Consider the following 16,619-nt stretch of genomic DNA (forward strand, 5'->3'; position numbering starts at 1 on the left):
TCACCATATGTACCACTCACCACCACAACGGGATTGATCCATGCGATTTCCTTCGATGACCGCCCTTCGCGCGCTGGATGCGGTTGCCCGCCTGGGCAGCGTGTCGGTCGCGGCCCGTGAACTGAACCTGACCCGCAGCGCCATCAGTCACCAGATCAGCAAGCTTGAAGAATGTGTCGGCTTTGCCCTCACCGAGCGCATTGGCCGGGGTATCGGCCTGACATATCAGGGCGAGCGTTACGCCCGGGAGGTGCACGGGATCTTGTTGAACTTGCTCGATGCCGGGCAGTTGGTCGACGACCAGGAGATTTCCGGTCGGTTGTGTGTCAGTTGCGCACCAGGGTTTGCCACCTATTGGCTGTGCCACCACATCGGCGCGTTCCTGCGCCAGTATCCGCAGGTGCAATTGCAGCTGATTTCCCCACGCACACCGGACGACATCAACAACCCAGGCGCCGACCTGTTCATCGCCTACGGCATTGGCGACTGGCCGGAGATGGTGGTCGAAGAGATCGTTGCGCTGCGCTTCTTCCCGGTGTGCAGCCCGCGCCTGATCAACGCGCTGAGCGGCCTGAAAAACCCGCAGGAACTGAGCAACTACCCGCTGTTGCACATGACCGATTACTCGGACTGGCGCGTCTGGCTGACCGCCGCCGGGGCTTCGGGAGTCAACGCGGTGAGTGGCATCCTGTTCTCCGATGCGCACTGCGCGCAGTCGGCGTGCATTGCCGGCCAGGGCATCGCGATCGGCGACAACCTGATCAGCGGCGATGCCCTGTCCAAGGGCCTGCTGGTACGCCCGTTCGACATCAGCATCGATTTGCACCGTGGCTACTACCTGGCGGCAGACCCGCAAAAGGCTGACCGCGCCGTGGTTCAGGCCTTCAGCAACTGGGTCAAGACCCAGCTGCAATCGTCCCGCCAGACCTGGCAGGACACCCTTTAAAACCTGTTACACATCCCTGTGGGAGCGGGCTTGCCCGCGATGACGGTGTGTCAGTCGACAAATAAATTGGAAATGCCGGCCTCATCGCGGGCAAGCCCGCTCCCACAGGGATTTGGTTGCCACGCAATTGGGTAAAAAAACTAACCAATACGGGCAAAATAATTCCATTGATGTAGCGATATTTTTAACAATAATAACGCCCAAAGCCCATTTCGGATTTGCATCCGTCCTCGTACGTCTTATGGGCAATAAAAAGAGGAACCTCATTGTGTCCAGCCGTTCAGCGATTCAGCTCAGCGCTCAAGGTATCAGCCAGTATTACGGCCGTTTCGCGGCGCTGGATAACGTCGACCTGGATGTTCGCCAAGGCGAATTCCTGACCCTGCTGGGTCCTTCCGGCTCGGGCAAGACCACCTTGCTGATGATCCTGGCCGGTTTCCTCAGCCCGACCTCGGGCAAGTTGATGGAGCAAGGCGTCGATATCATCCGGCGCTCCGCCGAGAAGCGGAACTACGGCATGGTGTTCCAGGGCTATGCGCTGTTCCCGCACATGAGCGTGGCCGATAACGTCGCCTACCCGCTGCGCATCCGCAAAGTCGCGGCCGAAGAACGCAATCGCCGGGTCAAGCACATCCTTGAAGTGGTCGGCCTCGGCGCGCACATGCACAAGAAGCCCGCCGAGTTGTCCGGCGGCCAGCAGCAGCGCGTAGCGATTGCCCGGGCGCTGGTGTTCGAACCGGAACTGCTGCTGCTCGACGAACCGCTGTCCGCCCTGGACAAGAACCTGCGCGAACAGCTGCAAACCGAATTGCAGCGCATCCACCGTCAGGTCGGCACCAGTTTTGTCTTCGTCACCCATGACCAGAACGAAGCCCTGGCGCTGTCCTCGCGCATCGCGATTTTCAACCACGGCAAGCTGACCCAGGTCGACACCCCGGAAAACATCTACAACCGCCCCGAGAGCCGCTTCGTCGCCGAGTTCCTGGGCAAGATGAACCTGTTCCCGCTGGACAAGCTGACCCGCAACGGCCAGACCGCCAGCGGCCGCTGCGGCTCCAGCGTGCTGCACGCCGTCGCACCGAACGCATTGGGCAATGCCCCGATCGTCCTGGCCGTGCGCCCCGAGCACATGGAGCTGCACAGCGAATGCCCGACCACCGAGGGCTACAACGTGATGCCCGCGCAGCTCACCGACAAGGTCTACCAAGGCTCCAGCACTCACCTGGCGCTGAAGGTCGGAGGCGACACATTGCCGATCAACCTGTCCGTGCCGGGCAATCACCCTGGCGCGCTGATGCCCAGCGGCGCGCCGGTATGGCTGAGCTGGCCGGTGCAGCAAAGCTTCCTGCTCCAGGCCTGATTCCCCAAGAAATTGCGTCACAAAGCTCTCTTCCAATGACAACAAAAAGGCCGGTGCCCACGCAGGCACCCGCCGACTGAGGACTTGCCCATGCGCCAGGATCACCAACAAGACTGCATCGAAGTGCTAATCGAAAAGGCCCGTGGCGGTCAGATCAACCGTCGCACCTTCATCCAGGCCATGGGCCTGCTGGCGGCGGTCCCACTGGCGTTGCGCAGTGGCATCAGCTGGTCGGCGGACAAGCCCCTGGTGGTGGTCAACTGGGGCGGTGATGCCCTGAACGCGTTCCGTTCGGCGTGGACCGACACCTTCACCAGGAACACCGGCATCCAGGTGCGCATCGACGGCGCCGGCCCGACCGAGGGCGCGATCCGCTCGCAACTGGCCAGCGGCCAACCGAGCTGGGACGTAGTCGACGTCGAGAGCTACAGCGCCATCGTGCTGGGCCGCGAAAAGATCCTGCAGCCGCTGGACTACACCACCATCAAGCGCGATCAGGTGGCCCCGGCGCTCAGCTCCGACTTCGGCATCGCCAGCTATCAGTTCAGCTACGTGATGGCCTGGGACAGCGAAAAATTCGGTGATAACGGACCCAAGACCTGGGCCGATTTCTGGGACGTGAAGAAATTCCCCGGCAAGCGCACCTTGTACAAGTGGATGAACGGGATGCTCGAAGCGGCCCTGCTCGCCGACGGCGTTCCAGCCGATCAGCTCTACCCGCTGGACGTGCCGCGGGCGATGAAGAAGATCGACGAGATCAAGCCTCACGTGCTGTCGTTCTGGAGCTCGGGCGCCGAGAGCCAGCAGTTGATGGTCGACGGCGAAGTGTCGGTGGGGGCGATCTGGCACACCCGCGCCAAACTGCTCAGCGAAGACACCGACAACCGCGTGCGCTGGAGCTTCGACAACGGTTTCATCAACTCCAGCAGCTGGGCGGTGCTCAACGGCAACCCGGGCGGCACGCAACCGACCATGCAGTTCATCCAGCAAGCCTTGCAGCCTGAAGGCCAGCTGAAACTATTCGAAGCGCTGGGCAACGGTCCGTCAAACAGCGCCACCGAGAAATTGATGTCGCCCGAGCAGCTGGCAGCTAACTGCAGCTCCGAAGCCAACCTGAAAAAACAGATCGCCCTCAATGCCCAGTGGTACGCCGACAACTACTCCAAAGCCCTGGAAGAGTACCTGACGCGGTTGTCCAAGTGAGCCATCGACCATGACGACGACCCTGGTTTCAACCCTCACCACCCCCAAGCCGCGCTTCAGCTCGCCGGGCCTGGAGCGCGGCTTGCTGCTGTTTCCGCTGCCGGTATTGCTGCTGGTCTTCTACGTGCTGCCATTTCTCGGCGTGGTCGGCTGGAGCTTCTCGCTGCCCACTCCAGGCATCGAGCAGTACCAGCGTATAGCCACGGACCCGGCGATCCACGAGATGCTCTGGCGCACCTTGCGCCTGTGCCTGACGGTCAGTGGCCTGGCCTTGATGATCGGTTACCTGCTGGCGTACTGCTGGGTGTTCAGCCCGCCGTTCTGGCAGCGGGTGGTGGAGATCTGCATCTTCATCCCGTTCTGGATTTCCGTGCTGGTGCGCGCCTTCGGCTGGCTGATCGCCCTGCGCAGCAATGGCGTGCTCAACGACAGCCTGTTGGGCATGGGCCTGATCGATCAACCGCTGCAACTGAGCCGCAATGAAATCGGCGTGGTCATCGGCATGCTCCACGTGATGATCCCGTACGCCGTGTTCCCGCTGCTGTCGACCATGCGCCAGCTCGATCAGCGCGTGCTCATGGCCTCGCGCGGGCTGGGTGCCGGTGCCTTGCGTACCTTCTGGCAAGTGCTGCTGCCACAGACCCTGCCGGGCATCCTGGGCGCGTTCATCATGGTCTTCGTGTTCTGCCTGGGCTTCTTCATCACGCCGGTGCTGTTGGGTGGCGGGCAAACGGTGATGATCGCCGAATACGTGTTCCTGCAAATGTTCCAGACCAGCAACTGGGGCCTGGGGGCGGCACTGAGCGTGGTGCTGCTGGCTTTGGTCAGCGCATTGATCTGGGTGCTGCTGAAAATGACCCGCGTGAACCGACTGGTAGGCTGAGATCACTATGAATACCCATCGTACAAGCCTGAGTACCCGCCTGCTGGCCGTAATCGCCATGGCCTTCATGCTGTTCCCGTTGCTGACGGTCATCCCGGTGTCGTTCACCAGCAAGCGCTTCCTGTCGATGCCCCAGGGCAATTGGTCGCTGCGGCATTACGAAGCGCTGGTGAGCAACCCTGACTGGTTCCATGCCATCAGCCAAAGCCTGACCATCGCCTTCGCCACGAGCATCATCGCGACCTTGCTGGCCGCCAGCTTCAGCCTCGGCATCTGGTACATGCGCTCCAAATGGGCCACGGCGTTGATCGGCCTGGTGCTGCTGCCGATGGCGATTCCGCCGGTGATTTCCGCGCTGGTGCTGTACTTCATGGAAACCAAGCTCGGTCGCTTCGCACCCGGCATGGGCTACGACACCCTGACCGGCGTGGTGATCGCCCACGTGATCATGGTGGTGCCATACGGCGTGGTGACCATGCTGGTAGCCCTCAGCCAGATCGATCGACGCATCGAACTGGCCTCACGCAACCTCGGCGCCAACCTGATGCAGACCACCTTCATGGTGATCCTGCCGAATCTCAAACTGGGCCTGGCCTCCACCGCCCTGCTGGGTTTCGCCCTGTCGTGGGAAGAGGTGGCGGTGACGCTGTTCATCACCAGCGTCAACGTCGACACCCTGCCCAAGCGGATCTGGAGCGGGTTGCGCGATAACGTTGATCCGAGTGTCGCGGCGATTTCGGTGTTGTTGATCAGCCTGACCTTGCTGGTGCTGATCGGGCGGCTGGTGGTTCAGCATCTGGCGGATAAACGCGCGCAGAAGCTGTTGCATCCATAAACACGCCACGCAACCTGTAGGAGCCCGGCTTGCCGGCGAAGGCGTCCTTGACCATTGCGCCGGTCTGTCGGACGCCTTCGCCGGCAAGCCGGGCTCCTACAAGGTAATGCGTTCGTGGATTTTGTCCGTTGGCCCGTTGGGCCGTGACAACCGCGTCCCGGTCCAATAGATTAGTCGGCCTGAAAAAGCCCCCGGGCTTTCTCGCCTCTATTCAAGTTCAAAGAAGTAGTGAAATTTCAATGTCCGATTCCAACACCGCTGAATCCGTAGTCACCTTGTCGTCCAAAGCGGAATACGAAAACTCCATCAATCTTTCACAGCATGTGCCACAGGCCAAGACCATCAGCGAAATGGTCCTGGACGCTTTCCAGTCCACCCGCGAAAGCGAGCAGATCCGCGAGCTGCGCGCCGCGATCCGCCAGGCCCACGACAGCTTCGACGACGACAAAGCCTACGAACTGATGGGTGAGCTCAAGCAACTCAAGGACGCCGAGGCCGCCGACATCGCCGCCCTGGAAGACCTGAGCAGCAAATTCCCGATCAGCCGCATCCTGTCCAGCTTCAAGGACGATCCGGCGTTCCAGGAAATCGTCTACGGCCTGGCCCTGAAGGTGCTGAACCAGACCCACCAGGCCATCAACAATCCGAGCGGCGGCAAGAGCAAAGCCGCCAAGGCGAAAAAAGAACTCGAAGTGTTCACCATCAGCAAGGACGGCATCAGCGTCACCTTGCCGTTGCGCACCCCGCGCTCGCGCCTGAACGTCGACCGTGAAGCCCTGGAATTCCTCGGTTTCACTTTCGTTGGCGAAGGTGAGGAAGCGCAACTGCAAAGCGAAACGTTCCTGGACAACAGCGGAACCGAACAGGCGATCAACCGCAAGAACATCATCACCGCGCTGCAACAACAGACCGCCTTCGATGGCTTCACTATCGCCGCGCAGTAACACCCCCTCGCCGCAAATGCTTCGCTAGTTCAAGCATCCCCCAAGCCCCGCCCTCGTGCGGGGCTTTTTATTGCCTGCGATTCAGGCAAGTCCGCGACTACTGTTCCAGTATCAAAACAATATCAACACTTCCCTTAACCCTCGAGCACCATGGGTCCGCCTGCGGGGAGCGTCAACTCACTGTCCAGCCCAGGACCTCAGTGGTGCAATTGCTGAGGCCTGCATGAACACACTTCCCCTGTACCGTCAGTTAGCCAACCACTACCTCGACGCGATCCGCAGCGGCACCTTGAAAACCGGCGAGCGCTTCCCCTCCATCCGCCTGATGATGGAGAAGCACGCCGTCAGCCTGTCGACCGCCGTGCAGGTTTGTCGGGAACTGGAGGGCCAGGGTGTGCTCGAGGCGCGTCCGCGCTCGGGCAACTACATCCGCCAGCCCGACACCCTGCCCCGCCCTGTGCCCCTGGCGGTGCCGGATGCCGGTGCGTATGTCGGCATTCACCAACAGGTGTCGTCGGTGCTCAAGGCCAGCCAGCGCGCGACCATCAAGGTCAATTTCGCCAGCCCCTACTGTGCGCCGCAACTCTACCCGCTGAAAATCCTCCAGGACCACATGGCCAAGGCGTTGCGCCAGGACCCGCAGTTGCTGGGGAGGACCGGGCCAACCTGCGGCAACCTGGCACTGCGCAACATCCTTGCCCGCCGGGCCTTGACCTGCAAAACCCACCTGAGCGCAGAGCAGATCGTGATCACCAACGGCGCATCAGAGGCATTGAACCTGGCCCTGCGTGCCGTCACCCAACCGGGCGATACCGTCGCCGTCGAGTCACCGACTTTCCACGGCCTGCTGCAGATTCTCGAAAGCCTGAACCTGCGCGTGCGGGAGGTGCCGGCGACGGCGCACTGTGGGATCAATCTGTTTGCCCTGGAGCAGATGCTGCGCGGCCCCGAGCGAATCCACGCCTTGATTGTCATGCCCAATCTGCAAAATCCGCTGGGCAGTATCATGCCCGACGCGCACAAGGCACGACTGGTGCATCTGTGCGCCGAGCACGACACGGTGCTGATCGAAGACGACACCTATGGCGACCTGGTGGACACCGAGCAACCGCTGTCCACGCTCAAGCACTGGGACCGCAGCGATAACCTGATTTACTGCGCCTCCCTGAACAAAACCCTCGCCCCGGGCGTGCGCCTGGGCTGGATCAGTGCCGGCAGGTGGCATGACCGCGTGGAGATGCTCAAGCACAGTCAATCGAGGGGGTGCGAGACGCTGTCGCAGTTGGCGGTCAGTGCGTTCATGAAGACCCCGTCCTACGAACGTTACCTGCGGCGGCTGAGGAAGACTCTCATGCAGCAGCGCCAGCAGATCAGCAGCGCGCTCCTGCACCATTTCCCCCCGGGCACTCGCGTCACTGAGCCTCGGGGCGGCACGCTGTTATGGGTGGAACTGCCACCCGGATACTCGTCGATGGGTTTGTTCCACGAGGCGTTGAAGAGAGGTATTCAGATTTTGCCTGGGGATATCTTTTCCAACACCGCAGGCTTTGCCCATTGCCTGAGAATAGGCTGTGGCACGCCATTTTCGCCGCAGATCGAGCAGGCACTGGCAACTCTGGGCCAGCTACTCGCCCAGTCATGGTCAGGCCCTGAAGCGTAGCGCCTGCTGCAAGCCCCTCCATTTCAATCAATGGAGGGGCTCATTGGCCATTTGTCAGTGGCTTGTACCCTTCAGGAAGGATTCGAGTCTCCTGTCCTGCTTAATTCGCGAATCTCTTTCGTGGCGAGTTGGCCACGCGGTTGCCAGAATTTATCAGGCTCCAGAACGTAGAACTTGCCCCGTTTCGCCAGAGTCCCGAGCACTTCCTGGAGTTTGGATCGGGTGACGCCGTTTTCCACGTCTTGCCAATCATTGAGCAAGACTTCGCTTTCGTTCGTCGAATAACCGGGTGCATACGCAAGCAAGGCGCCGTTTCGAGGGGTCAGGTAGTAGCGGGCATCAGGGACGTTATCCACTCTCAACTTGTCGATGACTGCGCGAATCTCACCGTGCGCTATGAAATTGCGGTAAAGCGCTTTTTCATAATGACTGCTGAAGTCATGTGGGGTGTCGTCCAGCTTGTAGATCTGCTGCACCCCCATGACCTCGTATCCGGTGGGATACTTGCTATTCATGCCCCCGGAAAAGAGACTCCGATAAGCCTCACCGAGCATCACGCTGGAGCCGGTATCGTTCAACGGCTGAACGGCCACAAAAGTGTGAGTGGCTTCGTTCCTCAGAATCGCCCCCAGACAGGCTTTGCCGTGATAAACCCTTCTCTGGCGCCACACCTGGCGCGCAGCATCGTCCGGGTGCAAGCACAGGGGCCCCAGTGGCAATCGTTCACTATCGGATACGTACGATGATATTTGCCGGGGCTGCCAGGTGAACGTCGCACGCCCCGTGGAGGCCCATATCGGGCTGCTGACCAGCACAGTGAGATAACCGGCCGCTATGACTTTGCGGATGTATTGCGCGGGGTCCCCATCCTCTTGCAGGGTTTTCACGTAGGCCCTCAATGCGCTGCCAAACTGCAGATCGCTGTCCAGCCGCACGGCCTCATATTTGAGCAAGGCGCCATCGGCGCAAGACAGGTACAGCGGCTGGAACCTGAGTGCCTGCCCCGGAATACTGACGGCCCCCAAGGCTGTCACGAGTACCGACGGCGGAACAAAACTGTAGTACACATCGTTACTCGGCAGTTCATCAGGTTGTCGCGCCGGCGCGCACACGTAGAGCCCCTGCACCGTATACCCGGTGGGCAGCACTCCATTGGGAAATACCCGGTCGAACGCAAACTTCAGCTCATCTGCCACGACCGGCAAACTTGTCACGAAATGGCCGTGTCGCGACGACTTCAGAATCAAGCCATAGGACATTTGTTCACGCCTGCCCGCACGCTCATGGGCGTAATGCACGGCATCATCCATGTGTTCAAACGTCGGGCTCAACGTCCGATCAACCAAGGCAAAGCGAACAGTCTCGGGGCTGGAGTATCCAGACGTCAGCGGCTGCCAGCCAGCATGCAGTTTCTGGACAGGGCCCCAGAGGTTGGAACTCTCCAGTACATGCACCGCTCCAGCCTTGACCAACTGTGTGACGAACTGCGTGGGAGTGAGAACCCCATTGCGAATGCGCCGTTCGATCAAGTTACTCCAGGGATCATGGGGGGAATCGCTGGACGGCGCGAGTTCGGTTTCCAGCAATGCGACGCGGGCTGTCAACTCGTTCCTGAGCGACGCTGGCAACAGATCCTGGTCCTGATTCAGCAAAGTGAAACTGATCAGTGAACCATCCGGACCGAACAGAAACTCATGGTTCCAGAGGTGGGTCGAAGCGAGCGCCGTGGACACCACCTCGGTAGACAGCAGGTTACGATAAGTCTCCTTTTCCAACCCCGTTAAGTGGAAGGGGTACTCTTTAAATGCACGCGAGCGATAGCGGCCTACGATTGCACATCCCGGGGCCCGCAGGCGCTTGCTGAAATGCTCATGCGGTAAAATGCAGTCGGGATCGAAGTTCTCTGACGGCACCGCCATCGGTTCGGTTGCAACGAACAGGCCGTCGATACGCCTGAGAATCAGCCCCCCGTAAATTTTGTCGCGGCGATTGCCCAGTAGTCGATAGGCGTAGCGGGCGGCGTCGGCTTCGCAGATAAAAGCCGGGCTCAAGGCTCGCCGGATGTTCTGTGGATAAGGCTCCCAATCCACCGTCAACCTGGCGGAACCCTGCTCGCCCCAGAACTCGTTGGGTACCACAACGGTCAGCCAGCTCAGGGTGGCCACCTTGGTGACAAAATCCTTTGGCAGCAACTGGCCACTGGCCAACTGCGTATGAACATCCTCGGCTATTCCCGTGGACTGGACCCGGGAATCGAACAGGGTCGTCGAGTCCGGGGTTTGATATTTCAACAGCGCCTGGTCCAGGGTCGAGATGTAAACCTGCAATCCCGCCATCGCGTCCTTGGGCTTCCTGCGTCGAGCTTCAAAGTAGGCTTTATACAGGTCGCTCGAAGAAATGAAGTGCTGCGCCAACCAGGCCTCGGTCGAGCCCAGCCCCTTGGGCATCCACTGCCGCGCATAGAAAAGACCGTTCAGCTCGAAATCCTGCGGATATTCGAAGCCACCCGTTTCATGGGTGCGGAACAAGCTTGCCAGAGAAAAGAGTTGCTGCTTTTGGGTGGCAGCCACCGTTTCGCTGACGATGTATTCCTCTTTATCCTTGTGCTTGAGGATAAATCCAAAACAGGTCTGGTCCGGACCGTAGCGCCGCACCCGCTCATGTGCATCCTTGGCGGCAGCATCCCTGCTGGCGAATATCGCTCCAAAAGCCACCTGCTCTGGCACCTCACGATCCTTGGCCGAGGGGAAGGCTTTCCAGTGTTCGGAGACCAATCCCGGCGCCCCCCATAAGTCACTCGCAATGACGACCCGCAAGCCACCCGCCTCGGCCAGCTGTTTGACGACACCTTCAGGCTGCAGCGCACCGCTCGCCAGATCCTGCGCAAGCAGACTGCCCTGCGGTCCGGGCGCAACTTGCTTGAGCAGCGCACTTTCAGCAGGAGAACCACTGCAGTCATAGGCGATCAGGGAATCTTCAGCTGTGGACAGATAGGCCAATGAAACACTGGAGCGGTTCTGCACAATGGTGTGGATATCCACGTCGGAGAACATCTGCGCGTCGATGCACGCCTGCTGCCGAGTCCATGAATAGCGCCGCATTTTTTCCGGGTCATATTTCGAGAAAGCCAGGCACGAGGCATACACCCCATGAAGAACATGCCCCTCAGGCAGTATCGCTTTCCCGCTAGCATCCGCAGGGTAGATGGCGCCTGGTGTGAATCGACCGAACTTGAAGTTGTCGAGCGGCTCGGTCACAACAAACCGCTGATCCTGACGCTGCAGGATATAACCACTGAACTCGTAGTCGCGCTGATTGCCGATACGTTCGTGCGCATAACGAGCCGCATCGTCCGCGGTGAGAAATGACGGGCTCAGGACGGGTTTCGGATGCAGCGCGAAAGGCTGCCAGTTTTGATCCACAGGCCCCGTTACATCCCATAGCCTGCCCGGCTGAATCACCGACATCTCGCCCGCTGCCGCCACCCGCATTACAAACGCCGAAGGCGTCAGCGTTCCTGAGATCAACTCGGCTTGATCACCGTTGTCCGTGACGATTCCATGCGGATTAACCGCATACAACTGGTTCTCCTGTGCGGATTGGGAGAATACGTACTTCAATTGCGCGCGATCGCGGGTGCTAATGTAGAGTGCAAACCCACTCGGTTTCCCGACTCGGGAGGTACCGACTGCCAATGCGAAATCCGTGGGAGAAACAAAACATTCGTAGACCCACTTTTCTTTGGGGGACGAACTGGCGTCGGGCAACGACAGATAGCAAATATTCTGAAGGGCATAGCCTTCGGGGAATCTGACCTTCCCGGCATCATCAACCGCGAAGGCATGCAGTGGCGAAAACAACGGCAACGCACTGTTGGCGGCATCGATGACGGCCGCAGCGGTGACCACGTATTCTTCGCCCTGGGAGCTCTTGAGGATAAAAGCGACTTGTCTGAGCGTGGGTTTTGCCAACATCTGTTCATGGGCAAATTGCGCGGCCGTTTCCGCATTCTGAAAGACCCAACTGAGCGCGGGCGCGACAGGTGACGCGGAGTCAAAAGGTTCATAGGCAACCCACGCCGTGGGCACTTTTCCGCGCGAGTATTTCCAGGCCGGATTCGAAACGATGACGCTGAGCTCACCGGTCCTCACCAGTTTTTTAACCAGTTGCTCTGTCGACCCATCATACCCGTCGAGTTGTTTACCGATGGTATGGTCACCCTCCAACGCGGCAGCTAACAGGTTCTTGAAGTTGAGTTCTTCCTGGGAGCGACTGCAGACATATTTGATCAGTGAGCCGCCAGCACCTGAATGATAGAGAGCGGGTACAGCTGTCTGTGAAATGATGCCGACTATGGCGCCAAAGGAAGGCAGGCTGACATACAAGTTGATCTCATCTTGCGACCAGGAAGGATTCAGCTCTTTAATCCGCGCCTGGTTCTGGGTGCTGGCAAGGTATTGGCCCTTGTATCGATAACCGGGAAGCTCAATCAATTTGCTGGATACCCCCCCTGCATAGGGGAGCCCCCAACCATCAAGCCACTGTTCCGATCGCACCGGCTGCGTGGCAAAAAACTTGCCGTCCGAACGCTCAAGCACATAACCCAGATAGTTATGGGCACGCACATCACCCAGCTGTTCGTGGACATGACGAGCAGCATCGTCGGCCGATAGAAAGGCCGGGCTCAGCGCTTGGTGAATCCGCTCAAAAGGCCGCCAGTTTTGCGCCACGCTACCGAGCTTGTCCCACACGTCGCCGGTTTCCACGACGGTCAACCTGCCGGCAGCAGCCACCTTGAGCACAAAGTCGAAAGTGCTCAAGGTTCCGGCCTTCAGCTCGTTGTGCAAGGTCGTGCCTTGTGCCGTCGACAGTGCTGTTTCGGCAGCGGACCCAGAGCATTGGTAACTCAACAGTGCGTTACCCTTGGCCCGCATATGCAGGGTCAATCCGCGCTGGGCATCCAGCAGGTAGGTGTCATTGCGCGACTGAGCGATCGCCGCCGCGAGCTCTTGTGGGGAAAAGAAGTTGTCATACAGCCAGGCTTGCCTTGCAGGCCGTTGCGCTTCAACCGGTCGAGACCGAAAGTAGATGCCGTCTAGCCGGAAGTTGGACGGCAGTTTCGGCCCGCCATTGGCGCGCTGGGGGAATAGTTCGATCGGCGAAAACAGCGGTGTAAGGGCGCTCAGCGGTTGGGTGGCGACATATTCATCCTTGCCTACCGCCTTGAGGATGAATCCCACGCAGCCTTCGTCGGCGTGGGCACCGCCAAAGCCCAGTACGGCATCGACAGCCTTGGACGACTGATCGAACACCTGTGTGCAGAAGGGTTGTTCCGTGGGCGTCCTGGAGGTCGCCACAGGCGTGTTCAAGGTCCATTGCGGGTGAATCTGGCCTCTGCGTCCGCCCCATACTGTGTTGGGCACAACAACGCTCAGGGTTCCCGCCTGCGCCAACTCGTGAATCGGCCCTTCAAAACTCGCGAATGCATCAGGCGCACGTCCCTCCCTGATGATTTTTGCTACCTGATCCTCCGCAGCGGATCCGCTGCTCATGTATTTAAGCAGGCAGTTCTCAGCCCCCGATAAATAGTGAGCCGGGGCAAAAGCCCTGTGATGGATGATGAAGTACTTGTCGGCTTCCGAATAGAAGCTCACGACCACGGCAACAAAGTCGTCGGAGAACGTCGGATTAGCCTCTTTTACCTGGGCAGTGTGAGCTGGATGTGAATGATAAAAGGCATAGCACTTGAAACCGGCAGGGTGGACGAAGTTGCCTTGCGCATCCGTCGACATCATCGTTTGATGATCAAATAATACGGTATCGCCTGCGATAGGCAGGGTCGCAAAGAACCGACCGTCTTTATGCTGAAGAATGGCGCCGCCGTACTCCCGATCCCTTTTATTACCAATGGCCTCATGAGCAAACCGCGCCGCATCGTCCGCACTGATAAAAGGCGGGCTGAGTGCTGGCAGTTTGACGGTGACATTGGCTGTACGTTTGACGCGAGCTAACGAGTTTTCCATTACGTAATCATCCGTGAATGTAGAAAATCCTGATGTCAGTGCCTCAGTGGCAGTACCTGAGAAACACACATTCCATGATCATCAATCGTCATTCACGGCAGCGGTATATATGTATTCGCTGAAAATTATTTGTGCCCCCTGCGCCAGCGCCTACAAAAGTTAGCGTGGCGGTTGGTGCAGGCAAATGATGTGCGGATCGTCATTCCAGTGCGGGAAACGTTCGGCTATCAAGGGGTCATGACCGGGGATGACGTGGTCTTCACTATCGGCCAGGCGATCGATTTCACTGAACGCTTCGAGCGACTGCGCCAGGTCATCGATGATCGGAAACGGGCTGCGTTCGCGGATGTTCATCCACAAGTGCGCCGCGTCCGAAGCCAGCACGATCGAACCCCGTTCGGTGTTCACCCGCACCACCTGGCTACCCGGTGTGTGACCGCCCACCGCGTGCAGTGTGATGCCGGGCAGCACCTCGACAGTGCCGTTGTGCAAACGCATCCTTCCTTCGAACAGCGGCGGCAGCGCCGACATCACATCCTCGACCTCATAGGTCTTGTTCACCGTGCGATGGGTCATCTTCGGCCCGGTGCAAAAGCGCAATTCCGCTTCCTGCAAATGCACCGTGGCCTTGGGAAACAGCCCCAGGTTGCCGGCGTGGTCCCAGTGCAAGTGCGTGAGGATCAAGTGCTCGACCTGCGCCGGATCGATGTCCAGTTGCCGCAGGGAGTCTTCCGGCAAGCGATACATCTGCCGGTTGCGCCGGTCCGCCGTGGCCGGTTGAAAACAGGTGTCGACCACGATCACCTGGTGCTCGTTGCGAATGACCCAGAAGTAATAGTCCAGGGGCATCGGCGCATTCGGGTCGCCGCAGCAGGCGTCGTAGAGGAAGTTCTCCCGGGCGGTGCGCTGCGCGTTGGCGCCGACACGGATGGCAAACACTTCGTACATGGGAACGGACATGGACACCTCCGGGTTCAGGCGGCTGCGGTGGCTTTGAGGGTCGGACGAAAATCGAAGTCGATCTGCTCGCTGATGCCCAGGTCCTGCGCCAGCTTATGCAGGCCACTGTAGTCGCGCATGATCGTCGCGTTCCGGTTGCTCTCGCGAGTGTCGGCAATGATCGACTGGGCATCCTCGACCCCGAGCTGCGTGAGGATCGCCTCCCACATCGAGTAGTCCTGGGCGATGAAGGCACTCAACGCCACCGACAGGTTGCGAGCAAAAAACTCCCGCTGTATTGGCTGCATGTTGGCGTACATCACCTTGGCCACTTCGGCCAGCACCTTGCTGTGGGCGTATTCGTCGCGGTTGTGCAGTTCGGCCACGCGACGGTTTTGCGGCTGGATGGTCTGGTCGTCCGCCAGCAAGTCTAGATAGGCATTGACGCTGATCTCGGCCACCACCGCGAAAGTGATTGCCGCCAGGTCCCGCTGCCATGGCTCGGGCAGTTCCTCGCGCAGGGCCTTGAGGCGCAGGTACGTCACCGATGGCGGCAACTGCAGATCGTGGTCCAGGGCGCGATCCAGTTTGGTCCGCTCGATGGCCCGCAGGTGCATGAGCGTGTGGTAGTGCTCGTCGATCAGGGTCTGCTGCATCGCCTCGCGAAAATGCCAGTCGTCCTTGCCCAGGTACTGATTGGCGAGGACGCTCAGCGCCGGGTTCACCACATGTTCCTCGGCAGTGACGGTGCGCAGGTTGTAGCCGATCCAGCCCCAGGTCACCACCTTGCTTTTGAGCTCATCACTCAAGGCCTGGAATTTCGGGTGATGGAAAAACGGCACCATGCACTCCGGGTAATCCGGGCGTGCCGGGTCGAACACTTCGTTGATCTGGGCCTTGTCCGGCGAACACACCGCGGCGCGTTTGGTCCAGGCCTGATTGAGCCGTACGATCAGTTGATGATCGACCTGGGCAATCTCGATTGCTGTTTGCATGACGCGATACCTATAGAACGCGTACCCCGGGGGGAGGTACGCCGAAAAAGAAGGGCGACGGAAAAATCAGGCCAGCCAGTAGCGGGTCAGGTTGCGCGCCGGGTCAGTGTATCGGCTGCGGGCATGAATCATTCGCCAGTTATCCCAAATCAGCATGCATCCGTCGGGAATCAGCACCGGGATGTTGTGTTCGACGAAGTACGCTTCGCCGAGCACGGCAAACCTGGCCAGCGGCGAGTCGTTGTTGTTGACCTGTGATTGCTGCAAGGCTTCCTTCGACGGATTCACATCGCCGTAGTGAAACTGGTTGTAGCTGAAGCGGAAAATATCGCCCTCCTCGGTCGGTGTCAGGATGTATTCCCTGACCCGGGTTTGCGCCGGATCGCCGGGCTTGGCCGTGGCGACGAACTCCACCGGCGTATCGTCGAGCCACTCGCGTAGTTCCGGCTCGGATTGCTCAAGCGACTTCAAGAACGCGTAGCCGTCCACCAGTCCCGTGTGACCGCCACCGCACGTCGCCTGTTTATGGCAATGCAGCGCCAGGTAACGCGGTGGCGGGCCGTACACCGGCGCTTCGGTGTGCGGCCCGATGCCGTTCATGCTCTGGGAGTAGGGCAAGTCCTCGTAGCCCGGTTTGCGGGTGATGGCGAACGCCGTCTGGCCATTGAACTGCGGAATGATCGGGCCGAACTCATGCAGTGTTCCTGCAACATCGTGGGCAAATTCCCCCGGGGTCAGCACAGTCCAGCCACGACTCGACAACTCTTCATGGCGATGGCCCAGCGAAACATAAGGTTTGGACGCAACAATCCCTTGGTCTGACATGGTGAG

At 59.6% G+C, this 16,619-nt stretch carries 11 protein-coding genes; 7 read left to right on the top strand and 4 right to left on the bottom strand.

Translation table 11 applies throughout. The features are described from left to right. Positions 1 to 40: 40 nt before the first annotated feature. The 7 genes from ACIO0C_RS19685 (at position 41) to ACIO0C_RS19715 (ending at position 7,831) form a co-directional block, all read left to right on the top strand. Complete coding sequence (locus ACIO0C_RS19685; protein ID WP_401314725.1) at positions 41 to 946, top strand: LysR substrate-binding domain-containing protein; 906 nt, start codon at positions 41 to 43, stop codon at positions 944 to 946. Positions 947 to 1,214: 268 nt separating this feature from the next. Continuing rightward, the gene (locus ACIO0C_RS19690; RefSeq protein ID WP_401314726.1) at positions 1,215 to 2,306 is read left to right on the top strand and encodes an ABC transporter ATP-binding protein; all 1,092 of its coding nucleotides are present in this window, start codon (positions 1,215 to 1,217) and stop codon (positions 2,304 to 2,306) included. Positions 2,307 to 2,396: 90 nt separating this feature from the next. After that, on the top strand, positions 2,397 to 3,509 hold the full coding sequence (locus ACIO0C_RS19695) for an ABC transporter substrate-binding protein (protein WP_401314727.1): 1,113 nt from the start codon (positions 2,397 to 2,399) through the stop codon (positions 3,507 to 3,509). A 10-nt stretch (positions 3,510 to 3,519) separates the two neighbouring features. After that, positions 3,520 to 4,392, top strand: coding sequence for an ABC transporter permease (locus ACIO0C_RS19700; RefSeq protein ID WP_401314728.1), 873 nt, complete (start codon positions 3,520 to 3,522; stop codon positions 4,390 to 4,392). A 7-nt stretch (positions 4,393 to 4,399) separates the two neighbouring features. After that, positions 4,400 to 5,227 carry an ABC transporter permease gene (locus tag ACIO0C_RS19705; RefSeq protein ID WP_401314729.1) on the top strand — a complete coding sequence of 276 codons (828 nt, stop codon included), beginning with the start codon at positions 4,400 to 4,402 and terminating at the stop codon, positions 5,225 to 5,227. A gap of 239 nt (positions 5,228 to 5,466) precedes the next feature. Next, the gene (locus ACIO0C_RS19710; RefSeq protein WP_401314730.1) at positions 5,467 to 6,171 is read left to right on the top strand and encodes a hypothetical protein; all 705 of its coding nucleotides are present in this window, start codon (positions 5,467 to 5,469) and stop codon (positions 6,169 to 6,171) included. A gap of 223 nt (positions 6,172 to 6,394) precedes the next feature. Beyond that, a complete protein-coding gene (locus ACIO0C_RS19715; RefSeq protein ID WP_401314731.1) occupies positions 6,395 to 7,831 on the top strand; it encodes a PLP-dependent aminotransferase family protein in 1,437 nt (478 codons plus the stop codon). 71 nt (positions 7,832 to 7,902) lie between these two features. Here ACIO0C_RS19715 and ACIO0C_RS19720 read toward each other — a convergent pair whose 3' ends face one another. From ACIO0C_RS19720 to ACIO0C_RS19735, 4 genes are all read right to left on the bottom strand, one after another. After that, positions 7,903 to 13,854 (bottom strand): DUF4329 domain-containing protein, encoded by a 5,952-nt coding sequence (locus ACIO0C_RS19720; RefSeq protein WP_401314732.1) that lies wholly within the window; start codon positions 13,852 to 13,854, stop codon positions 7,903 to 7,905. Between the two features lie 159 nt (positions 13,855 to 14,013). Next, entirely contained in the window at positions 14,014 to 14,814 is an 801-nt protein-coding gene (locus tag ACIO0C_RS19725; protein ID WP_401314733.1) for an N-acyl homoserine lactonase family protein, read from the bottom strand. A gap of 14 nt (positions 14,815 to 14,828) precedes the next feature. Further along, entirely contained in the window at positions 14,829 to 15,788 is a 960-nt protein-coding gene (locus ACIO0C_RS19730; RefSeq protein WP_401314734.1) for a diiron oxygenase, read from the bottom strand. Between the two features lie 66 nt (positions 15,789 to 15,854). Continuing rightward, the gene (locus tag ACIO0C_RS19735) at positions 15,855 to 16,613 is read right to left on the bottom strand and encodes a TauD/TfdA family dioxygenase (protein ID WP_401314735.1); all 759 of its coding nucleotides are present in this window, start codon (positions 16,611 to 16,613) and stop codon (positions 15,855 to 15,857) included. Between the last annotated feature and the right edge of the window lie 6 nt (positions 16,614 to 16,619).

Source organism: Pseudomonas sp. NPDC087336 (assembly GCF_044744285.1).
In the GTDB taxonomy this organism is placed as follows: Bacteria; Pseudomonadota; Gammaproteobacteria; order Pseudomonadales; family Pseudomonadaceae; genus Aquipseudomonas.

Coding starts and splice junctions, on each gene's coding strand:
- ACIO0C_RS19685 (WP_401314725.1), top strand. CDS start 41: ATGCGATTTCCTTCGATGACCGCCCTTCGCGCGCTGGATGCGGTTGCC.
- ACIO0C_RS19695 (WP_401314727.1), top strand. CDS start 2,397: ATGCGCCAGGATCACCAACAAGACTGCATCGAAGTGCTAATCGAAAAG.
- ACIO0C_RS19700 (WP_401314728.1), top strand. CDS start 3,520: ATGACGACGACCCTGGTTTCAACCCTCACCACCCCCAAGCCGCGCTTC.
- ACIO0C_RS19705 (WP_401314729.1), top strand. CDS start 4,400: ATGAATACCCATCGTACAAGCCTGAGTACCCGCCTGCTGGCCGTAATC.
- ACIO0C_RS19710 (WP_401314730.1), top strand. CDS start 5,467: ATGTCCGATTCCAACACCGCTGAATCCGTAGTCACCTTGTCGTCCAAA.
- ACIO0C_RS19715 (WP_401314731.1), top strand. CDS start 6,395: ATGAACACACTTCCCCTGTACCGTCAGTTAGCCAACCACTACCTCGAC.
- ACIO0C_RS19720 (WP_401314732.1), bottom strand. CDS start 13,854: ATGGAAAACTCGTTAGCTCGCGTCAAACGTACAGCCAATGTCACCGTC.
- ACIO0C_RS19725 (WP_401314733.1), bottom strand. CDS start 14,814: ATGTCCGTTCCCATGTACGAAGTGTTTGCCATCCGTGTCGGCGCCAAC.
- ACIO0C_RS19730 (WP_401314734.1), bottom strand. CDS start 15,788: ATGCAAACAGCAATCGAGATTGCCCAGGTCGATCATCAACTGATCGTA.
- ACIO0C_RS19735 (WP_401314735.1), bottom strand. CDS start 16,613: ATGTCAGACCAAGGGATTGTTGCGTCCAAACCTTATGTTTCGCTGGGC.